This window comes from Kitasatospora paranensis (assembly GCF_039544005.1).
Taxonomy (GTDB): domain Bacteria; phylum Actinomycetota; class Actinomycetes; order Streptomycetales; family Streptomycetaceae; genus Kitasatospora; species Kitasatospora paranensis.
In genome coordinates this window covers 5,159,411-5,181,207 of record NZ_BAABKV010000001.1, presented here as the reverse complement: position 1 = coordinate 5,181,207, position 21,797 = coordinate 5,159,411, and the positions used below count along the sequence as shown (strand labels likewise).

Annotated in this window: 16 protein-coding genes and 3 pseudogenes; 11 read left to right on the top strand and 8 right to left on the bottom strand. The window is 73.5% G+C overall.

Annotated elements, in window-relative coordinates:
* The first annotated feature begins 9 nt into the window (after positions 1-9).
* Both ABEB13_RS24960 and ABEB13_RS24955 read left to right on the top strand, forming a co-directional pair.
* The gene (locus tag ABEB13_RS24960) at positions 10-1,050 is read left to right on the top strand and encodes a VldE C-terminal domain-containing protein (RefSeq protein WP_345707277.1); all 1,041 of its coding nucleotides are present in this window, start codon (positions 10-12) and stop codon (positions 1,048-1,050) included.
* 313 nt (positions 1,051-1,363) lie between these two features.
* Positions 1,364-2,083, top strand: a complete 720-nt coding sequence (locus tag ABEB13_RS24955) for a hypothetical protein (protein ID WP_345707276.1) — start codon at positions 1,364-1,366, stop codon at positions 2,081-2,083.
* Positions 2,084-2,162: 79 nt separating this feature from the next.
* On the opposite strand, the gene dapC is transcribed toward ABEB13_RS24955, so the two are convergent.
* Both dapC and fdxA read right to left on the bottom strand, forming a co-directional pair.
* Positions 2,163-3,308 carry a succinyldiaminopimelate transaminase gene (dapC, locus tag ABEB13_RS24950; protein WP_345707275.1) on the bottom strand — a complete coding sequence of 382 codons (1,146 nt, stop codon included), beginning with the start codon at positions 3,306-3,308 and terminating at the stop codon, positions 2,163-2,165.
* 17 nt (positions 3,309-3,325) lie between these two features.
* Positions 3,326-3,652: a ferredoxin gene (gene fdxA / locus ABEB13_RS24945; RefSeq protein ID WP_100888674.1), complete on the bottom strand. Its 327-nt coding sequence runs from the start codon at positions 3,650-3,652 to the stop codon at positions 3,326-3,328.
* 130 nt (positions 3,653-3,782) lie between these two features.
* On the opposite strand from fdxA, the gene ABEB13_RS24940 reads away from it, so the two are divergent.
* Positions 3,783-4,796, top strand: coding sequence for a GNAT family N-acetyltransferase (locus ABEB13_RS24940; protein WP_425559908.1), 1,014 nt, complete (start codon positions 3,783-3,785; stop codon positions 4,794-4,796).
* A 38-nt stretch (positions 4,797-4,834) separates the two neighbouring features.
* Entirely contained in the window at positions 4,835-5,716 is an 882-nt protein-coding gene (locus tag ABEB13_RS24935) for a transglutaminase family protein (RefSeq protein WP_417466423.1), read from the top strand.
* A 116-nt stretch (positions 5,717-5,832) separates the two neighbouring features.
* Here ABEB13_RS24935 and ABEB13_RS24930 read toward each other — a convergent pair whose 3' ends face one another.
* From ABEB13_RS24930 to ABEB13_RS24905, 6 genes and pseudogenes are all read right to left on the bottom strand, one after another.
* Positions 5,833-6,438: a response regulator gene (locus ABEB13_RS24930; RefSeq protein ID WP_345707272.1), complete on the bottom strand. Its 606-nt coding sequence runs from the start codon at positions 6,436-6,438 to the stop codon at positions 5,833-5,835.
* Positions 6,435-6,737 (bottom strand): sensor histidine kinase, encoded by a 303-nt coding sequence (locus ABEB13_RS24925; RefSeq protein ID WP_425559970.1) that lies wholly within the window; start codon positions 6,735-6,737, stop codon positions 6,435-6,437. Before ABEB13_RS24925 ends, ABEB13_RS24930 begins: the two co-directional genes overlap by 4 nt.
* 188 nt (positions 6,738-6,925) lie before the next feature.
* Positions 6,926-7,123, bottom strand: a pseudogene (locus ABEB13_RS24920) (histidine kinase); the annotation flags it as partial.
* 566 nt (positions 7,124-7,689) lie between these two features.
* Entirely contained in the window at positions 7,690-8,412 is a 723-nt protein-coding gene (locus ABEB13_RS24915) for an ABC transporter permease (protein ID WP_345707270.1), read from the bottom strand.
* Positions 8,409-9,394 (bottom strand): annotated as a pseudogene (locus tag ABEB13_RS24910) (ABC transporter ATP-binding protein). The gene ABEB13_RS24915 and the pseudogene ABEB13_RS24910 overlap by 4 nt, the downstream one beginning before the upstream one ends.
* Before the next feature lie 125 nt (positions 9,395-9,519).
* Positions 9,520-11,588 (bottom strand): annotated as a pseudogene (locus tag ABEB13_RS24905) (S9 family peptidase).
* Between the two features lie 352 nt (positions 11,589-11,940).
* Here ABEB13_RS24905 and ABEB13_RS24900 point away from each other — a divergent pair.
* From ABEB13_RS24900 to ABEB13_RS24870, 7 genes are all read left to right on the top strand, one after another.
* Positions 11,941-12,135, top strand: coding sequence for a DUF2304 family protein (locus ABEB13_RS24900; protein WP_100888682.1), 195 nt, complete (start codon positions 11,941-11,943; stop codon positions 12,133-12,135).
* Between the two features lie 79 nt (positions 12,136-12,214).
* Positions 12,215-13,102 carry an N-acetyl-1-D-myo-inositol-2-amino-2-deoxy-alpha-D-glucopyranoside deacetylase gene (mshB, locus tag ABEB13_RS24895; protein ID WP_345707269.1) on the top strand — a complete coding sequence of 296 codons (888 nt, stop codon included), beginning with the start codon at positions 12,215-12,217 and terminating at the stop codon, positions 13,100-13,102.
* Entirely contained in the window at positions 13,102-13,551 is a 450-nt protein-coding gene (locus tag ABEB13_RS24890) for a DUF6113 family protein (protein WP_345707268.1), read from the top strand. The genes mshB and ABEB13_RS24890 overlap by 1 nt, the downstream gene beginning before the upstream one ends.
* 1,829 nt (positions 13,552-15,380) lie before the next feature.
* Positions 15,381-16,292, top strand: coding sequence for a peptidoglycan binding domain-containing protein (locus tag ABEB13_RS24885; protein ID WP_345707267.1), 912 nt, complete (start codon positions 15,381-15,383; stop codon positions 16,290-16,292).
* A gap of 270 nt (positions 16,293-16,562) precedes the next feature.
* Positions 16,563-18,284: an ABC transporter family substrate-binding protein gene (locus ABEB13_RS24880; protein WP_345707266.1), complete on the top strand. Its 1,722-nt coding sequence runs from the start codon at positions 16,563-16,565 to the stop codon at positions 18,282-18,284.
* Positions 18,285-18,773: 489 nt separating this feature from the next.
* On the top strand, positions 18,774-19,799 hold the full coding sequence (locus tag ABEB13_RS24875) for an ABC transporter permease (protein ID WP_100888686.1): 1,026 nt from the start codon (positions 18,774-18,776) through the stop codon (positions 19,797-19,799).
* A 94-nt stretch (positions 19,800-19,893) separates the two neighbouring features.
* Positions 19,894-21,660 carry an ABC transporter substrate-binding protein gene (locus tag ABEB13_RS24870; RefSeq protein ID WP_345707265.1) on the top strand — a complete coding sequence of 589 codons (1,767 nt, stop codon included), beginning with the start codon at positions 19,894-19,896 and terminating at the stop codon, positions 21,658-21,660.
* Positions 21,661-21,797: the final 137 nt, after the last annotated feature.

Below are 21,797 nucleotides of genomic sequence, written 5' to 3'. Positions count from 1 at the left end.
GGGGCGGCGGTGGCCGAGTGGTCGGATGGCGGACCGGGTGGTGCCGCGGCGGCACCGGGTGGCAGGCGGCGGCGCCGTTCCCGTCTGCTGCGCCGGCTGCTGGTCGGCCTGGTGGTGCTGTCGCTGGCCGCGGGCGTGCTGCTCTGGTTCAACCGGGACCGGCTGACGGTGCCGCCGGAGGGCTGCCGGATCACCACCGCGGCGGGCTCCGGGACACTGGACCTGGCGCAGGCGGCCAACGCGGCGACGATCACCTCGGTGGCGCTGTCCCGCGGGCTGCCGGAGCGGGCGGTGACGATCGCCCTGGCGACCGCGATGCAGGAGTCGAAGCTGCACAACCTGGTGGGCGGTGACCGCGACTCGATCGGCCTCTTCCAGCAGCGCCCGTCGCAGGGCTGGGGCACCGCGGCGCAGATCCAGGACCCGGTGTACGCGACCAACAAGTTCCTGGACGGCCTGGTGAAGATCCAGGGCTACGCGCGGATGCCGCTGACGGACGCGGCCCAGCAGGTGCAGAAGAGCGGCTACCCGCAGGCGTACGCCAAGCACGAGTCGAACGCGATGCTGGTCTCCTCGGTGCTCACCGGGCGGGAGCCGGCCGCGCTGAACTGCGTGGTGCACGAGCTGGACGACCCGGTGGCCGACGCCTCCGGTTCGCCGACGCCGTCGTCGGCGGTCTCGGCCGTGCCCGCGGCCGCGCCGCCGAGCTCGGCCGCGCAGCGCTCGCAGGCCGTGACCGACCGGGTGAGGCGCGAGTTCGGCCGGGTGGTGGCGGTCGCGCCGGCCACGAAGGCGGCCAAGGACCCGCGGACGGTGCTGGCGCTGAGCCCGCAGGCCGCCGCCTCGACCGGGTCGGACGACCTGCGGCAGTCGGGCTGGGCGGTGGCGCAGTGGGCGGTCGCGCAGGCCCAGGTGCTGGGTATCGGCACGGTGGCCTACGACGGGCAGGTGTGGCGGTTCGACCGGCCCTCGGACGGGTGGAAGCCGCAGTCCGCGGACGCGCCGTCCGACCGGGTGCTGCTCACCCTCGGGGCACCCGCGAAGACGTGACGGCAGGTTGACGGACAGATGAGCGGGCTACCGCCTGCCGGGTGATTCGGGTCAACCCGGGTGGACCTCCGGCAGGCGGCGGGGCGGCCGCCGCAAGGGGCCTGGGCGGCACCCTTGCTTGCCGGGCCCCGCAAGGGAAGTGACGTTTCTGCAACCGCCTCCGGAGCTGGCCTGGAAGAGCCCCCGGCGCAAAGACGATCGTGTGATCTTTGCTTGCCCTTTACCTTGAGGGGCCGAAACCTTCCCGCCTCCTGAGCGGTAAGCACGGCGTCCGCCCGGCGGACCGCCCTGCCCGTCATCCCTGAGGAGCACCATGTCCCACCCCCTCAAGCGCCGGATCGCCCAGGCCGCCCTGCTCGTCGCAGCCGGAGCGACTCCCCTGATCGCGGCCGGCTCCGCCTCCGCCGCCGACCTGGTGCCGCAGGGGACCGACCTGGGGTCCGGCCTCACCCAGCTCGACTCCCCCGGCGGCACCGTGCAGGACGCCGCCCACGAGCTCGGCCAGTCGGCCGGCGCCACCGGTGCCGCGACCGTCGCCACCGGCGTCCCGGCCACCAGCGACGCGGCCGGCCACACCGTGGCCGCCGCCCTGCCGGACGCCGACCAGGCCCTGGGCCCGGTCACCAACACCGCCGGCAAGACCACCGCCGCCACCGGTGCGCTCTCCACCATCGCCGGCCAGGTGGCGCCCGCCCTGATCGACCGGGCCGGCCCGGCCGTCGCCGGCAAGCTGGTGCCCGCGGTGCCCGGCACCCGCAGCGCCGCCGCCGCCTCCCCGCTGAGCACGGTGACCGGCGCCCTGCCCACCGGGGGCCTGCCGACCGGCGCGCTCACCGGCGCCCTGCCGACCGGCGGCCTCACCAAGTCGCTCCCGGCCGCCGGCGCGCTCGACTCGCTGACCGGCGCGCCCGCCGCCGAGAACCGGCTCGGCGGCATGCCCTCGCTGGGTTCCAACCCGACCGACCTGCTCAGCGGCATCGGCCCGGTCGGCGCCCTGCTCGGCGGCATCGGCGGCGGCCACCTGGCCGGCTGACGCCCCGCCACCGCACCGCATGCGAGGAGGGCCGGCCCCGTTCGGGGCCGGCCCTCCTCGCATGCCGCGTCCGGCGCGGTCAGCCGCCGAGCCGCTCCACGACCGCCCGGACCCGCTCGTCCGTGGCGGTGAACGCCACCCGGACGTGCCGGTCCCCGGCGGGCCCGTAGAAGTCGCCGGGCGCCACCAGCACGCCCAGCTCGGCGAGCTCGGCGACCGTCTCCCAGCAGGGCCGCCCCTGGGTGGCCCACAGGTAGAGGCTCGCCTCGGAGTGCTCGATGGTGAAGCCGTACGCCTCCAGGGCCCCGCGCAGGGCCGTGCGCCGGGCCGCGTAGCGGGCCCGCTGCTCGGCGACGTGCGCGTCGTCCGCCAGGGCCGCGACGGTCGCCGCCTGCACCGGGGCCGGCACGATCATGCCGCCGTGCTTGCGGATCTCCAGCAGCTCCCGGACGACGACCTCGTCGCCCGCGACGAACGAGGCACGGTAACCGGCCAGATTGGACCGCTTGGAGAGCGAGTGGACGGCCAGCAGGCCCAGGTGCGACCCGCCGCAGACCTCGGGGTGCAGCACCGAGACCGGCTCCGCCTCCCAGCCCAGCTCCAGGTAGCACTCGTCGCTGACCAGCAGAGCGCCGTGCTCCCTGGCCCAGGCGACGGCCCGGCGCAGCTCGTCCGCGGACAGCACCCGGCCGGTCGGGTTGGACGGCGAGTTCAGCCACAGCAGCCGTACCCGGGAGCCGTCCAGCTCCGCCACGTCGTCGTACGCCACCGGCTCGGCGCCGCAGAGGCGGGCACCGACCTCGTACGTCGGGTAGGCCAGGCGGGGGTAGGCGACCTGGTCGCCGGGCCCCAGACCCAGCTGGCCGGGCAGCCAGGCCACCAGCTCCTTGGAGCCGACGGTGGGCAGCACGGCCTGCGGGCCGATCTCGGCGCCGACCCGGCGGTGCAGCCAGCCGGCGACGGCCTCGCGCAGCTCCAGCGGGCCCCAGACGGTCGGATAGCCCGGGGTGTCCGTGGCGGCGGCCAGCGCCTTCTGGATCACCTCCGGCACCGGGTCGACCGGGGTGCCGACGGAAAGGTCGCAGATCCCGCCCGGGTGGGCGAGGGCAGTGCGCTTGTACGGCTCCAGCCGGTCCCAGGGGAAAACCGGCAGCAGCTCGGAGACGCGACGCGCCGCCCCCGGGTGACCCGGGAACGGCGCGCGCGCGGTGTGATTGGTGCTCACGACTCGACTGTCACCGATCAGTGGTCGGCGTTCTGCGGCGGAAGGGCCGCGATGAACGGGTGGTCCTTCTCGATCAGGCCGAGCTTCGAGGCGCCGCCGGGCGAGCCCAGCTCGTCGAAGAACTCGACGTTCGCCTTGTAGTAGTCCTTCCACTCCTCCGGAGTGTCGTCCTCGTAGAAGATCGCCTCGACCGGGCAGACCGGCTCGCAGGCGCCGCAGTCGACACACTCATCCGGGTGGATGTAGAGCGAGCGCTCGCCCTCGTAGATGCAGTCAACCGGGCACTCTTCGATGCACGCCTTGTCCTTGACGTCGACACAAGGCTGCGCGATGACGTAGGTCACGCTGTCGTTCCTCCTCGGAAGGGCTGGCGGCCCAAACTGTTTGCTTGCGTGCGCGGGTGAGCGCGGCGTCGTCGATGCCCGCCCCTAGTATCGCGGGTCAGAGGACGCAATTGCACAGGAGGTACGCTCGATGTCCGGTGGAAGCCCGGCGGCAGGCCGCCCCGAAGTCCGGATAAACCCCTCTGACGTGGGACGACGTGTCTCGGTGCGGCGTGTCTCCGAGGTGGTGGACGGGCGTCCCGTGTTCCGCGATGCGGTCGGCGTGCTCGCATCCTGGGACGAAACCGGGCTGACGGTGATCCCGCGCAGTGGCGACCCGGTCACCTTCCGTGCCGACCGGCTGGTCGCCGGCAAGACGGTACCGCTCTTCCCGGCCCGCACCGTCGCCCCGCCCGCCGTCGACCCGGTCGCCCTCCAGCGGACGGCCGGCCGCGGCTGGCCCGCCGTCGAGCAGGAGCCGATGGGCGCGTGGACGCTGCGGGCCTCGGCCGGATTCACCCGGCGGGCCAACTCCGTCCAGGCCCTGGGCGACCCCGGCCGGCCGCTGCCGCAGGCCCTCGCCGAGGTCACCGACTGGTACGCGGCCCGCTCCCTGCCCGCCTACGTCGAGGTGATCAGCCCCGGCTCGCCGGCCGACCTGACCGCCGAACTCGACCATCTCGGCGCCGGATACGCGCCGACCCTGGTGCGCACCGCCCCGCTCGGCCCGCTGGCCCGGCTGGGCTCCGGCCACGAGCGGGTCCGGCTGTCGCGCACCGCGGACGCCCGCTGGATGTCCCGCTACCGCCGGGTCGGCGACGACCCGGCCGTCGAGCGGGCCGCCGCCTCGGTGCTGCACGGCGGCCCCTCCGTCTGGTTCGCCACCGTGCCCGACCCGGGCGGCGGCACCCCCGTGGCCATCGGCCGGCTCGCCGTGGACGGCCCGTGGGCCTGCTTCGGCGCCATCGAGGTCGACCCGTACGCCCGCCGGGCGGGGCTGGCCACCGCCGTGATGGCGGTGCTCGCCGCCCGCGCCGCCGAGGAGGGCGCGACGGCCGCGTACCTCCAGGTCGAGGCGGAGAACACCGGGGCGATCGCCCTGTACGACCGGCTGGGCTTCACGACCAGTCACACTTACCACTACGCCCGCCTTCCCCAGCGGTAGCGTTCATGTCCGCCACTTCCGCCCCAGCGAAGGCAGCAGTGACCGAGCAGAGCAGAATCCGCTTCCGTACCGAGGCCCGGGCCGAGCACCCCGACCCGGTGCTGCTGTGCCTGCTCGCGGCCGCCGAGCAACTGCTGGACAGGGTGCCGGGAGAGGGCCGGGACCAGGAGCCGCCGCCCACCCTGGACGAGCTGCTGTCGGGCTGTCAGGCGGCCCTGGACCGGCACGCCGCGGCCGTCCGGCAGGCGGTCGCCGAACGCCGCCCCCGCGGGCCGGAGGAGACCGCGGCGCTGCTCGCCGCGGTGCTCGGCGGGCGCGAGCGCTTCCACGGCCGGCAGACCGACTACCGGCGGCTGGAGTCCTCGCTGCTGCCGGAGGTCCTGCGGCGCCGCCGCGGCCTGCCGATCACCCTGTCGCTGGTCTGGATCGGGGTGGCCGCACGCGCCGGGCTGACCGTCCACGGCATCGCCCTGCCGGGCCACTTCATCGTCGCGGTCGGTCCGCCGGGCGGCGGCGACGAGTACGTGCTGGCCGACCCGTTCCACGGCGGCCGGCTGCTCGACCTGGACGACGCGGCCCGGCTCACGGCCGCCGCCGGCCACCGGTTCGGCCCGGAACTGCTCACCCCCGCACAGCCACTGGACATCGTGCTGCGCGTCCTCGGCAACATCCGCGGCTGGGCGTCCGAGCGCCCGGAGCACGCCCGCGCCCAGCTGTGGGCCACCGAACTGGCCCTGCTGCTGCCCCGCCACCCCGCCCAACTGCGGCTGGAGCGCGCGGAGATCCTCGTCCGCACCGGGGACTTCCTCGGCGGCGCGGCCGAGATGGACTCCTACGCCCAGATCCTGGACGCCTTCGATCCGGAGAGCGCGGGCAAGGTCAGGCTGGAGGCCCGGTCGGCCCGCAACCGGCTCAACTGACCGGCCGGCGCGCCGGTGTCGAAAGGAGGCGCGAGGGAGCGACGCAGGAGCGAGGGAGCAACGACCGTCGGCACCGGGTTCAAGCGCCCGGAGGCGAGCGGGCCATGGGGCCCGGATCAGAGCCAGCCCTTCTCCCGGGCGACCCGGACGGCCTCGGTGCGGTTGCGGGCGCCGGTCTTCTGGATCGCCATCGACAGGTAGTTGCGCACGGTGCCCTCCGAGAGGTGCAGCCGGCGGGCGATGTCGGCGTTGACGGCGCCGTCGGCCGCCGCCCCGAGCACGTCCAACTCCCGTCCGGTCAACGGGTTGGCGCCCTCGGCGAGAGCGGCCGCGGCCAGCGTCGGGTCGATCACCCGCTCGCCGCGCAGCACCCGGCGGATCGCCTCCGCCAGCTCGGACGCCGGGGCGTCCTTCACCAGGAAGGCGTCGGCGCCCAGCTCCATGGCACGGCGCAGGTAGCCGGGCCGGCCGAAGGTGGTGGCGATCACCACCTTGGTCGCCGGGCGGGTGCGGCGCAGCTGTCCGGCGGCCTCGATGCCGGTCATCCCGGGCATCTCGATGTCGAGCACGGCCACGTCGACCTCGTGCGCGACGGCCGCGGCCACGACCTCGTCGCCGCGCGCGACCTGCGCGACCACGGCGATGTCCCCCTCGAGGCCGAGCAGGGCGGCGAGCGCCTCGCGGACCATGCCCTGGTCCTCGGCCAGCAGTACGCGAATCACTCGCGCAGCCTATCGCCCGTCGCGGCGGGCACGGCGGAGAGCGGGACACTGGCCCGCAGCCGGAAGCCCCGGCCGCGCGGGCCGGCGCCGGTCTCCAGTCGGCCGCCGACCAGCGCGAGGCGCTCGGCCAGGCCCGAAAGCCCGTTGCCGGGCGAGGACTTGCCGGGGCCGCGGCCATCGTCGGCGACCTCCAGGACGGCGTGGCGAGAGCCGTCCTCCTCCCAGGTCTCGTCCATGGTGACGGTGCAGACGGTCGCGTCGGCGCCGTGCCGGACGATGTTGGTGACCGCCTCGCGCAGGGCCCAGGCCAGCGCCCCGGCGCCCTCCGCGTCGAGGCCGGGCCGGCCCTCGGCGAGCCGGGGGACGCCTCCAGCGTGATCTGGGCGGTGGTCAGCGCCGTCCTGGCGGCGGCGAGTTCGACCGCCAGGGTGGGCCGCCGGAAGCCGCTCACCGCCTCCCGGACATCGATCAGCGACTGGCGGGCGACCTTCTCGATGTCCGCGACCTGGGCCCGGGCGTCGTCGGTCTTCTCGGCGTCCATGAAGCGCCCGGCGAGTTCGCTCTTGATGGTGATCAGCGACAGCGAGTGGCCGAGCAGGTCGTGCAGGTCGCGGGCGAGCCGCAGCCGCTCCTCGGAGGCCGCCAGGTGCGCCACCGCGGCCCGGGCCTCGCGCAGTTCCCGCATGGTGCTGATCAGCCGCTGGAGGCCGGTCATGGCGAGGCCGCTGAGGAAGCAGGGCAGCAGGATCGCGGCCAGCGTGCTGCCGTCGGCCCGCGCCAGCAGGGCGACCACCAGGGCGAGGGCGGTGACGGCGCCGACGCCGATCACTCCGTACCGGGCCGGCAGCACCACGGCGACGCAGGTGGACGCGTAGGTGAACAGGGTCAGCCAGGCCGGGCCGAGGGTGAGCGAGGTGACCACCGCGAGCACCAGCATGCCCGCCACGGTGACGATGTTCCCCACCGGTGCGTCCGTCGCCGTCGAGCGCCGCGCCACCAGGGCGAGGTAGGAGCCGACGAAGACGGCCAGGGCGAGCGATCCGCCGACGACGGCGGGCGTGCCGTGCCGGCCGCCGGTGAGGTCCTCCACCGGGTAGACCAGGTAGATCATCCACAGCGACATCCAGGCGAGCTTCACGACGAGCTGGCGCCGGTTGTCCACCGACGCGCCCGGCACCGTCCGGAAGGAGACCGCGTCCCCGTCGGTCGGTGCGGGGCGGTTCGGCAGGAGGGTCCTCAGCATGTCGGCCATCATGCCTGCCGGGTGTCCCTGCGGTACAGGAAGGCGGCCGCGGCCACGAAGACCGCGAGGAAGGCGGACATTCCGGCGACCGCCACGGTGTCCAGCGAGTGCCCGGGCTGCACGAACGAGGCCAGCTGGTTGTAGAGGTAGACCGGGTTGAAGCGGGCGAAGGCCTTCAGGGAGTCGCCGACCGGGAACCAGGTGCCGCCGAAGAGCGCCATCAGCATGTAGACGATCATGACGATGGGCTGGACGGCGTCCGGCTGCGCGGCGTAGCCGAGTGCCACGCCCAGCGCCGCGAAGACGAAGCTGCCGAGCCAGAGCACCGCCGCCAGGCCCAGCCACTGGGCGGCCGACAGCTTCACGCCCTCCACGGCGCCGATCACGAACACCACCACGATCGCCGGCAGGGTGGTCACCGCGCACGAGGCGATCTTGCCGACGGTGTACGCGCGCCCGGGCAGGGCGGTCAGCCGCAGCTGCCGCACCCAGCCGCTCTTGCGCTCCAGCGAGATCCGCTGCGCCGAGCCGGTCAGCACCGCGCCGACGGCTCCGAAGGTGGCCATCGAGACCATGAAGTACGACTTGGCGGGGATGCCGCCGGCCACGTCGCCGCCGCTGTAGGCGCTGATGAAGAAGACGTACAGCAGGGCCGGGTAGAGGACGGTGAACATCAGGTACCGCTTGTTGCGCAGGGTGCGCAGGATCTCCAGCCGGATCAGGGTGGTCATCGCACGCTCTCCTTGACGGTCGCGGTCCCGGTGGTGTCGGCGGCGGCCTCGTCGCGGGCGGCCTGCTCTCCGGTGATGGTCAGGAAGGCCTGCTCCAGGCCCAGGCTGGTGACCTCCAGGCCGCGCGGGTACAGCCCGGCGCGGTAGAGGGCGGCCACGCCGGCGTCCGCGTCGGTGGAGCGGATCCGCACGGTGCGCACCCCGCCGGGGCGGCCGGTGACGTCCAGCCCGACGGTGCCGGGCAGCGCGCGCAGCACGCCCTCCTCGACCTCGCCGTCCTCGGGGTGCAGTTCGAAGGCGATCCGGCGGGCGCCGGCCTTGGCCTTGATCTCGGCGGAGGTGCCGTCGGCGATCAGCCGTCCGCGGTGCAGCACCAGCACCCGGTCGGCGACCGAGTCGGCCTCCTCCAGGTAGTGGGTGGCGAACAGCACCGTCCTGCCCGCGGCGGCCTGGGCCCGCATGGTGGACCAGAAGGCCTGGCGGACGGAGACGTCCATGCCGGTGGTCGGCTCGTCCAGGACGATCAGGTCGCTCGCGCCGGCGATGGCGAGCGCGAAGCGCACCCGCTGCTCCTGGCCGCCGGAGAGCTTGTCGACCTTGCGGTCGGCGATCTCGGTGATGCCGGCCTCGGTCAGTACGGTGTCGACGGCGTGGCCCCGGGGGTGGATCCGGCAGGCCAGCGCGACGAGCTCGCGGACCTTGACATCGGTCATCAGCCCGCCGCTCTGCAGCATGGCGCCGACCCGGCCGGCCTCGATCGCCGCGCGGGGGTACCGCCGAACAGCTCGACGGTGCCGCGGTCGGGCTCCCGCAGGCCCAGCAAAAGGTCCAGGCTGCTGGACTTGCCGGCGCCGTTCGGCCCCAGCAGGGCCACCGTCTCACCGGCCCGCAGCACCAGGTCGAGGCCGTCGACGGCCTTCACCTGGCCGTAGCTCTTGGCGACGTCCCGGAAGGCCGCGACCTCCCCCGTCCGTGTGTTCATCGTCCCCGTGTCCTCTCGATGGTGTTCCGACCGTTCAAGAGTCCCCGGAGCGGGGGTGGGGCGGCAGTGCCCGTCGTCGTGTCCTCGGCATGACGGATGTCATGGCCGAGGACACGACCGGGTCGTCAGCGCGCGAGCGAGCGCTTCAGGAAGTCGACCTGGAGCAGCAGCAGGTTCTCGGCGACCTGCTCCTGCGGGGTCATGTGGGTCACTCCGGACAGCGGCAGCACGGTGTGCGGCCGGCCGGCGGCCAGCAGCGCCGAGGACAGCCGCAGGGTGTGCGCGGCCACCACGTTGTCGTCGGCCAGCCCGTGCACGATCATGAGCGGCCGCTCCAGCCGCGGCGCGTCGGCGATCAGCGAGTTGGCGTCGTACACCGCGGGCCGCTCGTCGGGGTGGCCGAGGTAGCGCTCGGTGTAGTGGGTGTCGTAGAGCCGCCAGTCGGTGACCGGGGCGCCGGAGACGGCGGCGTGGAAGACGTCGGGGCGGCGCAGCACGGCGAGCGCGGCGAGGTAGCCGCCGTAGGACCAGCCGCGGATCGCGACCCGGCCGAGGTCGAGCGGGAACTCCTCGGCGAGCGCCCGCACGGCGTCCACCTGGTCGTCAAGGGTGACCCCGGCGAAGTCGCCGGCGATCGCCTTCTCCCAGCCGGGGCTGCGGCCGGGAGTGCCGCGGCCGTCGGCGACGACGACGGCGAAGCCCTGGTCGGCGAACCACTGCGAGGTGAGGTGCGGGTTGTGGGCCTGCACGACGCGCTGCCCGTGCGGGCCGCCGTACGGGTCCATCAGGACGGGCAGCAGGCCGTCCCGGTCGCGGTCGTAGCCGGCGGGCAGCAGCACCGCGGAGGGGATGCGGCGCTCCCCGGCGAACCGGAACACCGGCCGGGCGGTGATCAGCGGCGTCTCGGCGTACGAGGCGACGGTGGCGACGGCCGCGCCGCCGCGCAGCACCTCGACCCGCGTGCCGGGCCGGTCGGGGTCGGCGGTGGACAGCACGGTGGTGCCGCCGCCGTGGACGGCGGCGCGGGCGCCGTCGCCGGTCGGCCCGAAGGGGCGACGCCGTCCGCGCCGGCCCGGAACAGGCCCGTCCAGCCGGGCGGCCGGGCGGTGTCGGCAGGCCCGGCGGAGGCGGTGAACAGCACCTCGTCGTCGGTGCTCCCGAAGACGGAACGCACGTGCAGCGTCCCGTCGGTGACGGCCTTCTCGTCGACCGTCAGTGCGCGGACGCCGTCGCTGTCGGTGATCCGCACCAGGCGGCCGTCCGGGGTCCAGGCGGGGACTCCGGGGAAGAGCTCCAGCCAGACGTCGTCGCTCTCCTCGACCAGGAGGTCGGTCGCGCCGGTCTCCGGGTCGACCGTGCGGATCTGCTGGCGGCGCTGGTCGCGGGCCTGTACGAGCAGCAGCGGCGGACCACCGGACGACCAGTGGACCCGGGCGAGGTAGGGGAAGGCGGCCCGGTCCCAGACCACCTCGCTGCGGCTGCCGTCGAGGCCGACCAGCCAGAGGCCGACCTCGGCGTTGGGCGTGCCCGCGGCCGGGTAGCCGACCTCGGCGGGGGCGGTGGCGGGGTTGGCCGGGTCGGCGATCCACCAGCGCTGCACCGGCGTGTCGTCGGCGCGGGCCACCAGCAGCCGGTCGCTGCCGGGCGCCCACCAGTAGCCGCGGTCGCGGTCCATCTCCTCCTGGGCGATGAACTCGGCCTGGCCCCAGGTCACCCCGGGCGCCTCGGGCTCGACGAGGGCGGTGTCGGCGCTGCCGTCCGTCCTGGTGACGCGCAGCGCGCCGGCCGTGGTCGCGTAGGCGACCAGGGTGCCGTCGGGGGCCGGCCGCGGGTCCAGCACCGGGCCCTCGGCGGGCAGTTCCCGGGAGGTGCCGGCGGCGAGGTCGGCGGCGAACAGCCGGCCGGAGAGGGCGAACGCGGCGAGCGTCCCGGCGGCGTCCAGGCTGTGGCCGACGATGCCGGCGGAGCCCTCGCGGCTGCGCTCGCGGCGGGCCCGCTCGGCCGCCGACAGGTGTTCCTCGCCGCCGCCGAGCAGCGTGGCGGGGTCGGCGACGACCCGCTCCTCGCCGGTGGCGACGTCGAGCGTCCACAGCCGGTTGGCGCGGTCGCCGCCGGAGCCCGACCGCAGGAAGACGACCCGGCCGCCGTCGGCCGTGACGGCGAAGGACCGGGGTGCGCCGACGGTGTAGCGCAGGGTGCGCGCGTACTGCCGGGGAAGGTGTCCGCAGGGTTCTGGGTGGTCATGGCTCCCGACCCTACGGCCTGTCCGGCCGCTGATCACTCGTTCGGAGCAGCCGCGCGCGACCGCTCGCGAAGGCCCTGCGGGGCCGGTGGGGCCCGGCCGTTCGGCACCCGGAGGGCCCGCGCGCCGCCGCGCCGGACTCACGGAACGTCATACGGCGGTCACCGATCGGGTATGTCTGGATCATCCCGATGCGGAGCCGGACCGTCCCGTTCCTCCCGGCGCCGGGTCGGGGCTCTGTCCCGCAGGTTCCGACCGCCGCCCGCCCCGAGGGCGGCGCACCCGAGAAGGGGTGTGAGCCGCAATGGCTTTGTCCGTCTCCGCAGCCGTGCTGATGCTCGTCATCGTGATCGTCCTGGTCCGCCGGTCCGGCCTCAAGCTGGCCCACGCGATCATCTGCGCCCTGCTCGGCTTCTACCTGGCCTCCACGTCGATCGCACCGTCGATCCAGGAGGTCACCAGCAACGTGGCAGGGATGATCAATGGCCTGAAGCTCTGACGGGCACGGCCCCGGACGGTGCGGGGCGGCGCGCGCGGGTGCCGCGGACGCCGCCACCGCATCGCCTAGGCTGGCGGCCATGACCGCAGCCCCCGACCTGCCGCCCCGCCGCCTGCTCCTGGTGCACGCGCACCCCGACGACGAGTCGATCGTCACCGGAGCCACCATGGCGCGGTACGCGGCCGAGGGCGCCCTGGTCACGCTGGTGACCTGCACCCTCGGCGAGGGCGGCGAGGTGATCGGCCCCGAGCTGGCGCATCTGACGGCGGATCGGGACGACACCCTGGGCGCGCACCGGATCGGCGAGCTGGACGCGGCGATGGCCGCGCTCGGCGTCGCCGACCATCGCTTTCTGGGCGGCCCCGGCCGGTACCGGGACTCGGGGATGATGGGCGTCACCGAGAACACCCGCCCGGACTGCTTCTGGCAGGCGGACCGGGACGAGGCCGCCGGCCACCTGGTGGCGGTGGTCCGCGAGGTCCGGCCGCAGGTCCTGGTCGCCTACGACGAGAACGGCGGCTACGGGCACCCCGACCACATCCAGGCGCACCGGGTCGCGCTGCGCGCGTACGACCTGGCCGCCGACCCGGCGTACCGGCCGGAGCTGGGCACGGCCTGGCGGATCGCCAAGGTCTACTACAGCCGGATGCCGCGTTCGGTGATCGAGCAGGGCCTGAAGGAGACCGCGGCCGCGGGCGGCTTCCCCGGGGTGGCCGTCCCCTCGGACGTCCCGGGCGTGGTGGACGACGGACTGGTCACCACCGTGCTGGACAACCCCGCGTACGCCGGTGCGAAGGCGGCCGCGATGCGGGCGCACGCCACCCAGATCACTGTGGCCGGCGACCACTTCGCCCTGAGCAACGACCTCGGCCAGCCGCTGCTGGCCACCGAGTACTTCCAGCTGGTCCACGGCGAAGCGGGCTCGGCGCTGCCGGAGACGGATCTCTTCGCCGGGGTGGAGGTCTGATGCTCCAGAGAATCCTGGGCACCCGCGCCCAGCGGATGGCCGAGCCGCTGCCCCCGCGCGGGGTGCGGATCACCGCGTACGCGGTGCTGTTCCTGCTGGGCGCCGCCGTCTCGCTGTGCGGAGCCTTCGTGCAGGCCTTGTGGGCACCCCTGGGTGTCCTGCTGGCCTTCGGCGGCACCGGCGGGCTGTTCTACGGCGGACTGCGGCTGACCGGCACCAAGCTCGGCGCGGGCATCCCGCTGGCGGGCTGGTTCGCCGTGCTGCTGGTGATGATGGCCCCGCGTCCGGAGGGCGACTTCGTCCTCGCGGCGGGCCTGACCTCGTACCTCTACCTGTTCGCCGGGGCGGTGGCCGGAGTGGTCTGCGCGACCCTGCCGACCCGTTCGGGCCCCGCGTTCGGAGTGCCGCCGGGCGACCGGCAACGGGCCGTCAGGGACGTCCGCCCCTAGTCCTATAGCGGGACTAATCGGACGTATCCGGACGTTCCACGCCGGGTCACGGTCCGCCGCTTCCCAGTATGGTGGTGACGGTGCGGGCAGCCCGGCCATGCGGACGGGCGAGGATCGGCCCCGGATGCCTCGGGTGCAGGGCGGGAGGGTACCTTCAGCCCCAATCGCGTGGCGGACCCCGAGCCGTCTCGGCCCGCACGTGAACAAGCTGGTGTCGGAGGGCCCGTCCGGTCCGCAGCGCGGTCGCCGCCGCGGATGCGCCCAGGCGGCCCACTACCCGCGGTCGCCGCCCTGAGGCGCCCCCGCGAACCCGGAGCAGAGCAGCATTGAGCAGCCGCGAATCTGACAACGCGTACCAGCCCCGCGGGGGCAGCGCCCCCGCCCCGGCGGCCGGGATGCCTCCCAGGGCCGCCGGCCGGCAGACGGTGCGGACGCCTACCCTTCCGGGACCCCGCCGTACGGCACCGGGCTCCCCGGCGCCGCCGCGTTCGCGCACGGCGCCTCGGGCGACCCGTTCGGCACCGCCTCCCAGCCCCCGATCGGCGGGGCCGGCGGGCCGGACGACGACGTCCCGAAGACCGAGACCACGCTGACCACCCGGGTACGGATCAACATCCCCGGCTCCCGGCCGATCCCCCCGGTCGTGGTGCGCAGCCCCGTCAAGACCGAGGAGCAGGCCCCCGAGCCGGGCGCGCCGCGGCACCGCGCGGACAACGGCGGCCCCTCCCCCGTGCTCGGCGTGATGGACGCCGGCGGCGCCGCCGCGCCGCCCCAGCTGCCCTCGCAGTGGCAGGAGGGCCGGCCCGGTGCCGGCGCCCCCGCCCCGGGCGGCCCGGCGACGGGCGCCGAGTCGGAGTCCTCGTCGACCGGCGAGTGGTTCCGGCCCCGCCAGAAGGGCCAGGCCCCGGTGCCGGCCGGCGCGCCCGCGGGCACCCCGGCCGGTGGGCAGACCGCACCGCAGGCCGCACCGCAGGCCGCCGCCCCGGCGGCGGCTCCGACCAACCCGCAGGCGGCGCCCGGACGCCCCGCCGGCACCCGGCCGCTGGTGGGCGAGCAGCGCTCCGCGCCGCGCCCCTCGGGGGCGCCCGCCTCGCCGTTCGCGACCGCGCCGGAGAGCGCCCCGCAGGATCCGTTCGCCCCCGGGACCCGCTCGCCGCCCCGCACGACCCGTTCGCGCCGCAGCAGCCCCAGCAGCCGCAGGACCCGTTCGCCCCCCAGCAGCCGCAGCAGCCGCAGGACCCGTTCGCCGCCCGGCCGGAGCGGACGGAGTCCGGGCCGCGCCCGGCCGGGCGCTTCGCCGCGGACCCGTTCGGCACCCCGGCCCCCGGCCCGCGGGCGCCGCGGCCGACGCCCCGGCGCCGGCCGATCCGTTCGCGGCCCGCCGGTCCCCGCAGGACCCGTTCCAGAACGGCCCGGCCGACCCGTTCGCCCCCGGCCGCCCCGGTGGCGGGCCCGCCGAGGAGCCCGAGGACACCCAGATCGGCGGCTTCGACCCGATCCGGGACGAGCCGCAGCACGGCGGGGCCATACCCGGCGGCCAGGTCGCCGACCCGTTCGGCGCCGGGGCCCGGCCCTTCGGTGCCGCGGCCGCCCACGACCCGTTCGCCGCCACCCGGAACAACGGCTTCGCCGGCACCCCGTACGAGCCGGCCGACCCGTTCGGCGCACCGGCCCCCACCCCGGACGGGAGACCCTCCGGCCCCGCGCAGCCGTCCGGCGCCGCACCGGCGCCCGCAGGCCCCGCAGCGTCGCCGGCGCCCGCCGCGGCGCCGTCCGGTAAGGCCGCCCCCAAGCGCCGGGGCAAGGCGCGCAAGCTCCTCACCCTCGCCGTGGGCGGTCTGCTGTTCGCCGGCGCCGCCGCGTACGGCACCGGGCTGATGCTCAACCAGGCGGACATCCCCAAGGGCACCACCGTGCTCGGCACCGACATCGGCGGCGACAGCCGCGACCAGGCGATCAAGGCCCTGGACTCCTCGATCGCCAAGGCGGGCAAGGCGCCGGTCGAGCTGAAGATCGGCGGCCAGTCGGTGGCGCTCGACCCGGCCACCGCCGGGCTGGCCTTCGACACCACCGCGACGGTGGACGCGCTGACGCAGCACAGCTACAACCCGATGGACGTGATCGGCTCGCTGGCCGGCGGCAGCAAGGCCGTCGAGCCGACCGTCACCGTCGACCGGGCCAAGCTGAAGGCCGCGCTGGACGGCCTGGCCACCAAGTCGGGACAGGGCCTCAAGGAGGGCTACGTCCGGTTCACCGAGGCCGGCCAGACCGAGGTGGTGCCCGGACAGGCCGGGCAGACCCTGGACTCCACGGCCGCCGCCGCCCAGGTCGAGCAGGCGTACCGCAACCGCGCGGCGGGCCTGCCCGCGAGCGAGATCGCCCTCACCCTGACGCCCGCCAAGCCGAAGGTCACCGAGGAGGCGCTCCAGGCCGCCGCGACAGACCTCGGCAAGCAGGTGCTGGCCGGACGCATCACGCTCAAGGCCGGCACCAGGAGCTGGGACTTCGGCAAGCTGACGGCGAGCAGGGCGCTGACCCTGGCACCGGACGCCTCCGGGAAGATCGTCCTCACCTGGGACCTGGCCAAGCTCGACGCCGCCCTGAACAACGTCTTCGACAAGTCGAAGATGCGCAAGAACGGGGCACTGGTGCCGATCACCCCGCAGGACGTCGCCGACGGCATCGCCACCGTGGTCGGCAAGACCAGCGCCAAGGACCGCACCTACGTGTTCCCCGCCTGACCCCTCGTCACCGGCGACCGGAGGCCGGGCGGGACGGCTCGCAGCCGTCCCGCCCGGCCTCCGGCACATGGATGGCGGTTACTCGCCAGTGGCGGGGCAAAACCGGGCGAAACCGCCCATTGGGCGGGCCGCCGGACCGTGTTACCGATCCTTGATCCGGACCAGGTCGACAACCCGCCCGCGGCATCAGCAGGATGTGCTCCCAGCCGAGCCACCCGGCCCGCCCCACGCAGACGGCCAGCCGGCCGCACCGCTCCGCTGGGAGACCCCGTGACCAAGCCCCGGTTCCCGCTCGCCGCGACCGCCTCGGCGGCAGCACTCGCGCTCCTGCTGTGCGGGTGCTCCAGCGGCGCCGGAGCCGGTGCGGCGGCCGACGACGCGGCCGACCTCGGCCGCGGCGGCGCACCCCGGATGACCCAACTGTCCGTCAATCCGCAGCCTCGTACGGCACTTCGCCAGGGCGGGACCCTGCAGTGGGGGATCGACCAGCTGCCCACCCAGTGGAACCCGCTCCAGGTGGACGGCGCGGAGCCGGCCACCACCGCGGTGATGAAGGCCCTGCTGCCCACCTTCTGGCACTCGGACGCCGGCGGCGGACAGCGCCCCGACCAGGCGTTCCTGCTGAACGCGCAGGAGAGCACCACGGCGGGCCGGCAGACGGTCACCTGGACGCTGAACCCGAAGGCGCACTGGTCCGACGGCACCCCGATCACCTGGCGCGACCTGGAAGCCACCTGGAAGGCGCTGGACGGCGACGACCCGGCGTACCGCACCTCCTCGACGGCCGGCTTCGACCGGGTCGCGTCGGTGACCCGGGGCCGCGACGACTTCCAGGCCGTGATGGTCTTCGACCGGCGCTTCTCCGAGTGGCAGGCGATGTTCAACAACGTCGCCGGCGTGCCGCTGCTGCCCGCCGCGTACGTGGACACCGCGGAGCGCTTCAACACCTCGTTCCTGGACCGGATCCCGGTCACCGCCGGGCCCTTCAAGCCGGTCGGCATCGACCGCGGCGCGGGGACGGTGACGCTGGCCGCCGACCCGTCCTGGTGGGGCGAGCGGCCGCTGCTCGACACCATCGTCTTCCGGGCGATGGACAGCGACGTCATGGCCGACGCGTTCGCCCGCGGCCGGGTGGACTACTTCGACATCGGGCCCGACGCCGTCGGCTACCGGGCCACCCGGGCGGTGCCCGGCGCCGAGGTCCGCAAGGCGGGCGGCCCGAACGTCCGGGTGCTGGCGCTGAACGGCCGCAGCGCCCCGCTGTCCGACCCGGCCGTACGGCGCGCGGTGCTGCGGGCGGTGGACCGCGAGAGCATCGCCCGGGCCGACCTGCAGGGCCTGGACTGGACGTACGTCCCGATGAACAACCACTTCCTGGTGCCCGGGCAGAACGGCTACCGCGACAACTCCGCCGGGCTCAGCCAGTACGACCCGGCCGCGGCCGAGCAGGCCCTGGACGAGGCCGGCTGGCGCCGCACCGGGGACAGCAGGATCCGGGCGAAGGACGGGCAGTCGCTGACCCTGCGGCTGGTCGTCCCGACCGGCAGCATCCTGGCGGCCAACGAGAGCGCCCAGCTGGTGCAGATGCTCGGCGCCGTGGGGGTGAAGGTCAGCGTGGAGGCCCGGCCGACCGCCGACTTCTTCGACTCCTCCCTCGGCCGGCACGACTTCGACCTGACCCTCTACAGCACGCTCGGCACGCCCTTCCCGGCGACCTCGTCGAGCGGTACGTTCCAGCAGAACGCCGGTGGCAACCCCTCCCAGGTCGGCAGCACGGCCCTCGACCGGGCCCTGGGCGACGCCGCCTCGGCGACCGGGACGGAGGCGGAGTACGAGGCGATCAACAGCGCGGACGCCGAGGCCTGGCAGGTGGCCGGCATGGTGCCGCTCTACCAACGCCCCGCGCTCTTCGGTGTCCGGCGGTACCTCGCGAACCTCGGCGCGACCGGGCTCTCGGACACGGTCTACGAGAACATCGGCTTCCAGAAGTAGGCAGCCGGGATTGTGCGGCGAATGTTCGCCACTGGCGTGAATTTGCCATCAAGCCGGGGGAAATGAACCCCGCCCCCGCGAGCTGGATGCCCGCGAATTCGGTTCCGCACACCCGGAAACCGGGGTGTCCGATCATCGGACACTCATTCTCAGTGAACAAAGGCCTCAGATGGGGCCAAACCGGACACCGGATCTACGCGCATCGATCGCCCATGCCGCCGGACCTCGCGTCCTGATACCGGACTGGTGGCGCGCACGTTACGGACGTGTGAACACGATCAGTCCCGATATGTCCGTTTTTGGGTGTCTCACCGGAGGCCTGTCAAGCGGTTTCGAGACACGAAGTGGTTGACATTCCAGCACGAAGCAAAAAATAGGTGTCCAGCAACTGATGCACTCTTGACGTTCGATAAACGAGTTGCAAGAGTCCGTGTATCCAACTTTTTTCTCCTTGCTGCATCACAGACCACGGTCGGGAGCTTTAGCACCATGACGACGCCAACCGGGACCACGGTGGAGGACGACGCCGTCCTCGACGGGTCCACGTCGGACCTCGCCGGCGACAAGCCCGCCGAGCTCCTCGGCCGCACCCCGGGCCAGATCGCCTGGAGTCGCTTCAAGCGCAACCGCACCGGTGTGGTGTGCGCCGGGATCGTGATCCTGTACGTGGTGCTGGCACTCGCCTCGCCGCTGATCTCCGCGCTGTACGGCAAGGACCCGTACACCTTCTACGGCCTGAAGGACAGCAACCTGCTGGACGACTTCGGCCTGCCGATCGCGCCCAACGGCGGCATCAGCGGTGACTACTGGTTCGGCATCTCGCCGCAGACCGGCCAGGACATCTTCACCAACATCCTGTACGGCCTGCGCACCTCGCTCGGCGTCGGCGTCATCGTCGTGGTGACCACCACCGTCCTCGGCGTCGTGGTCGGTCTCGCCCAGGGCTACCTCGGCGGCAAGTTCGACTACTTCACCGGCCGCTTCAGCGACATGCTGCTCGCGCTGCCGACCCAGCTGACCGCGATCGCGTTCTTCCCGATCGTGATCAACGCGATCGTGCCGGTCGACAAGGAGACCCCGACCTGGGTCCGACTCGTCGGCATGTGGGTCATCCTCGCGCTGCTCGGCTGGATGGGCATGGCCCGTCTGATCCGCTCGATCACCATCAGCCTGCGCGAGCGCGAGTACATCGAGGCGGCCAAGATCGCCGGCGCCTCGCCCACGCGGATCATCTTCAAGGAGCTGCTGCCCAACCTCGCCACCACCATCCTGGTGCAGGCGACGCTGACGCTCCCCGCGATCATCACCAGCGCGGCCGGCCTGTCGTTCCTCGGTGTGGGCTTCACCAGCCCGACCCCCGACCTGGGCCGGATGTTCGCCGACGCCGCCCAGTACTACGACACCGACCTCACCTATCTAATCTTCCCCGGCATCGCGCTGACGACCTTCGTCCTCGCGTTCAACCTGCTCGGGGACGCGGTCCGGGACGCTCTCGACCCGAAGACCATCCGGTAAGCACCACCCTCGCAAGCCCCCAGTCCGGCAGTCCCGGGAGCCCCGGCGGTCCGCGCCTGGTCAGACATCACATGCCCAGTGACAGGTAGGAACCATGAGACTTCGCAAGGCCGCATACGTGCCCGCGATGCTGGCGATCAGCGCGCTGTCCATGACCGCATGCTCCAGCGGTCACAGCAACAAGATCTCCGGCGACACCGCCAAGTCCTCCGTGCAGAACTTCGGCGTCGGCACCCTCGCCGACTCGACCGGTCCGGCCCAGGACGTCGCGGGCGCGAAGCCCGGTGGCGTGGCGCACGGCATCGAGTCCGCGGGCTTCGACTACCTCGACCCGGGCCAGATCTACGTCAACGAGTACCAGGCCGTCTCGCAGCTCTACAGCCGCTCGCTGACCGGTTACAAGACCGACCCGGCCACCGGCAAGACCATCCTGGTCGGCGACCTCGCCACCGACACCGGCAAGATGTCGGACGACGGCAAGACCTGGACGTACACCCTCAAGGACAACCTCAAGTTCGAGGACGGCTCGCCGATCACGGCGAAGGACGTCAAGTACGGCGTCGAGCGCCTGTACGCGACCTACCAGGACCAGGGCCCGACCTACGTCCAGACCTGGCTCTCCGGCGCGGACTACCGCAAGACCTACGAGGGTCCGTACGCGGGCAAGGAGCTTCCGGACAGCCTGATCGGCACCCCGGACGACAAGACGATCGTCTTCCACTTCAAGGACGCGCACGCGGACGCGCCCTACGCGATGGCCATGCCGAACATCACGGCCATCCAGAAGGCGAAGGACGACAAGGAGAAGTACAACGACCACCCGGTCTCGATCGGCCCCTACAAGATCGCCAGCTACGAGAAGGACAAGTCCCTCAAGCTGGTCAAGAACCCGAACTGGGACCCGAAGAGCGACCCGATCCGCCACCAGTACGTGGACTCGTGGGAGTTCGAGCTCGGCATCACGAACCCGCTGCTGACCCAGCGTCTGCTGGCCGGCAACGGTGACGACAAGAACGCGCTGACCCTGGTCCAGAACGCCGACAACCCCTCGATCGCCAAGATCCAGGGTGACGCGGCGACCTACAAGGACCGCCTGATCAACAAGTTCCAGCCGTTCGTCGACACCTTCGACATCAACACCACCCGCGTGACGGACCCGAAGGTCCGCAAGGCGCTGGCGCTGGCCTTCCCGCGCACCCAGGTGCAGAAGCTGCTCGGCGGCTCGGCCACCGGTGACGTCGCCAACAACCTCATCAGCCCGACCGTGTCCGGCTGGAAGGACTCCGACCCGCTGGGCCTGAAGGCCAAGCCGGAGGGCGACCCCGAGGCTGCCAAGGCGCTGCTGAAGGAAGCCGGCAAGGAGAACTACCCGATCGTCCTGGCCTACGCGAACACCCCGCGTTGGCAGCCGGTCGCCGCCGCCATCCAGGAGGCGCTGAACAACTCGGGCTTCAAGGTCGACCGCAAGGAGCTGGACCCGACCAGCTACTACTCGGTGGTCGGCAAGAAGGACAACCAGTTCGACCTGTACCGCACCGGCTGGGGCGCCGACTGGCCGGTCGCCTCGACCGTCGTCCCGCCGACCCTGGACGGCCGCACCGTCGCCGACGGCTCGCCGAACTACACGCACTACAACAGCGCCACGGTCAACACCGAGATCGACCGCATCAACAAGATCGCCGACGTCAAGACGGCCGCCGACGAGTGGATGAAGCTCGCCGACACCGCCCTGGCCGACGTTCCGAAGATCCCGCTGACCTACGACAAGTTCTACCAGGTGTACGGTGCCGGCCTCGGCGGCGTCGCCTACAACGAGGTCATCGGCGCGGTCGACGTCTCCAGCGTCTTCATCAAGCAGTGACCTGACAGGGCGCGGGATCACCTCCCGCGCCCTCCTGGTGGGGCCGCCCGACCGGGCGGCCCCACCGGGGCAGTTGCCGACCACCGAACAGGCCCCCATCCGGGCCCGCCCGGGCCCGGCACTCTCCATGACGCGGC

Bases quoted from the DNA above. Each gene is read 5' to 3' on its own strand.
- ABEB13_RS24940 (WP_425559908.1), top strand. From the start codon at position 3,783: ATGTCCGGTGGAAGCCCGGCGGCAGGCCGCCCCGAAGTCCGGATAAAC.
- ABEB13_RS24890 (WP_345707268.1), top strand. From the start codon at position 13,102: ATGCTCCAGAGAATCCTGGGCACCCGCGCCCAGCGGATGGCCGAGCCG.
- ABEB13_RS24900 (WP_100888682.1), top strand. From the start codon at position 11,941: ATGGCTTTGTCCGTCTCCGCAGCCGTGCTGATGCTCGTCATCGTGATC.
- ABEB13_RS24875 (WP_100888686.1), top strand. From the start codon at position 18,774: ATGACGACGCCAACCGGGACCACGGTGGAGGACGACGCCGTCCTCGAC.
- ABEB13_RS24915 (WP_345707270.1), bottom strand. From the start codon at position 8,412: ATGACCACCCTGATCCGGCTGGAGATCCTGCGCACCCTGCGCAACAAG.
- ABEB13_RS24870 (WP_345707265.1), top strand. From the start codon at position 19,894: ATGAGACTTCGCAAGGCCGCATACGTGCCCGCGATGCTGGCGATCAGC.
- mshB (WP_345707269.1), top strand. From the start codon at position 12,215: ATGACCGCAGCCCCCGACCTGCCGCCCCGCCGCCTGCTCCTGGTGCAC.
- ABEB13_RS24955 (WP_345707276.1), top strand. From the start codon at position 1,364: ATGTCCCACCCCCTCAAGCGCCGGATCGCCCAGGCCGCCCTGCTCGTC.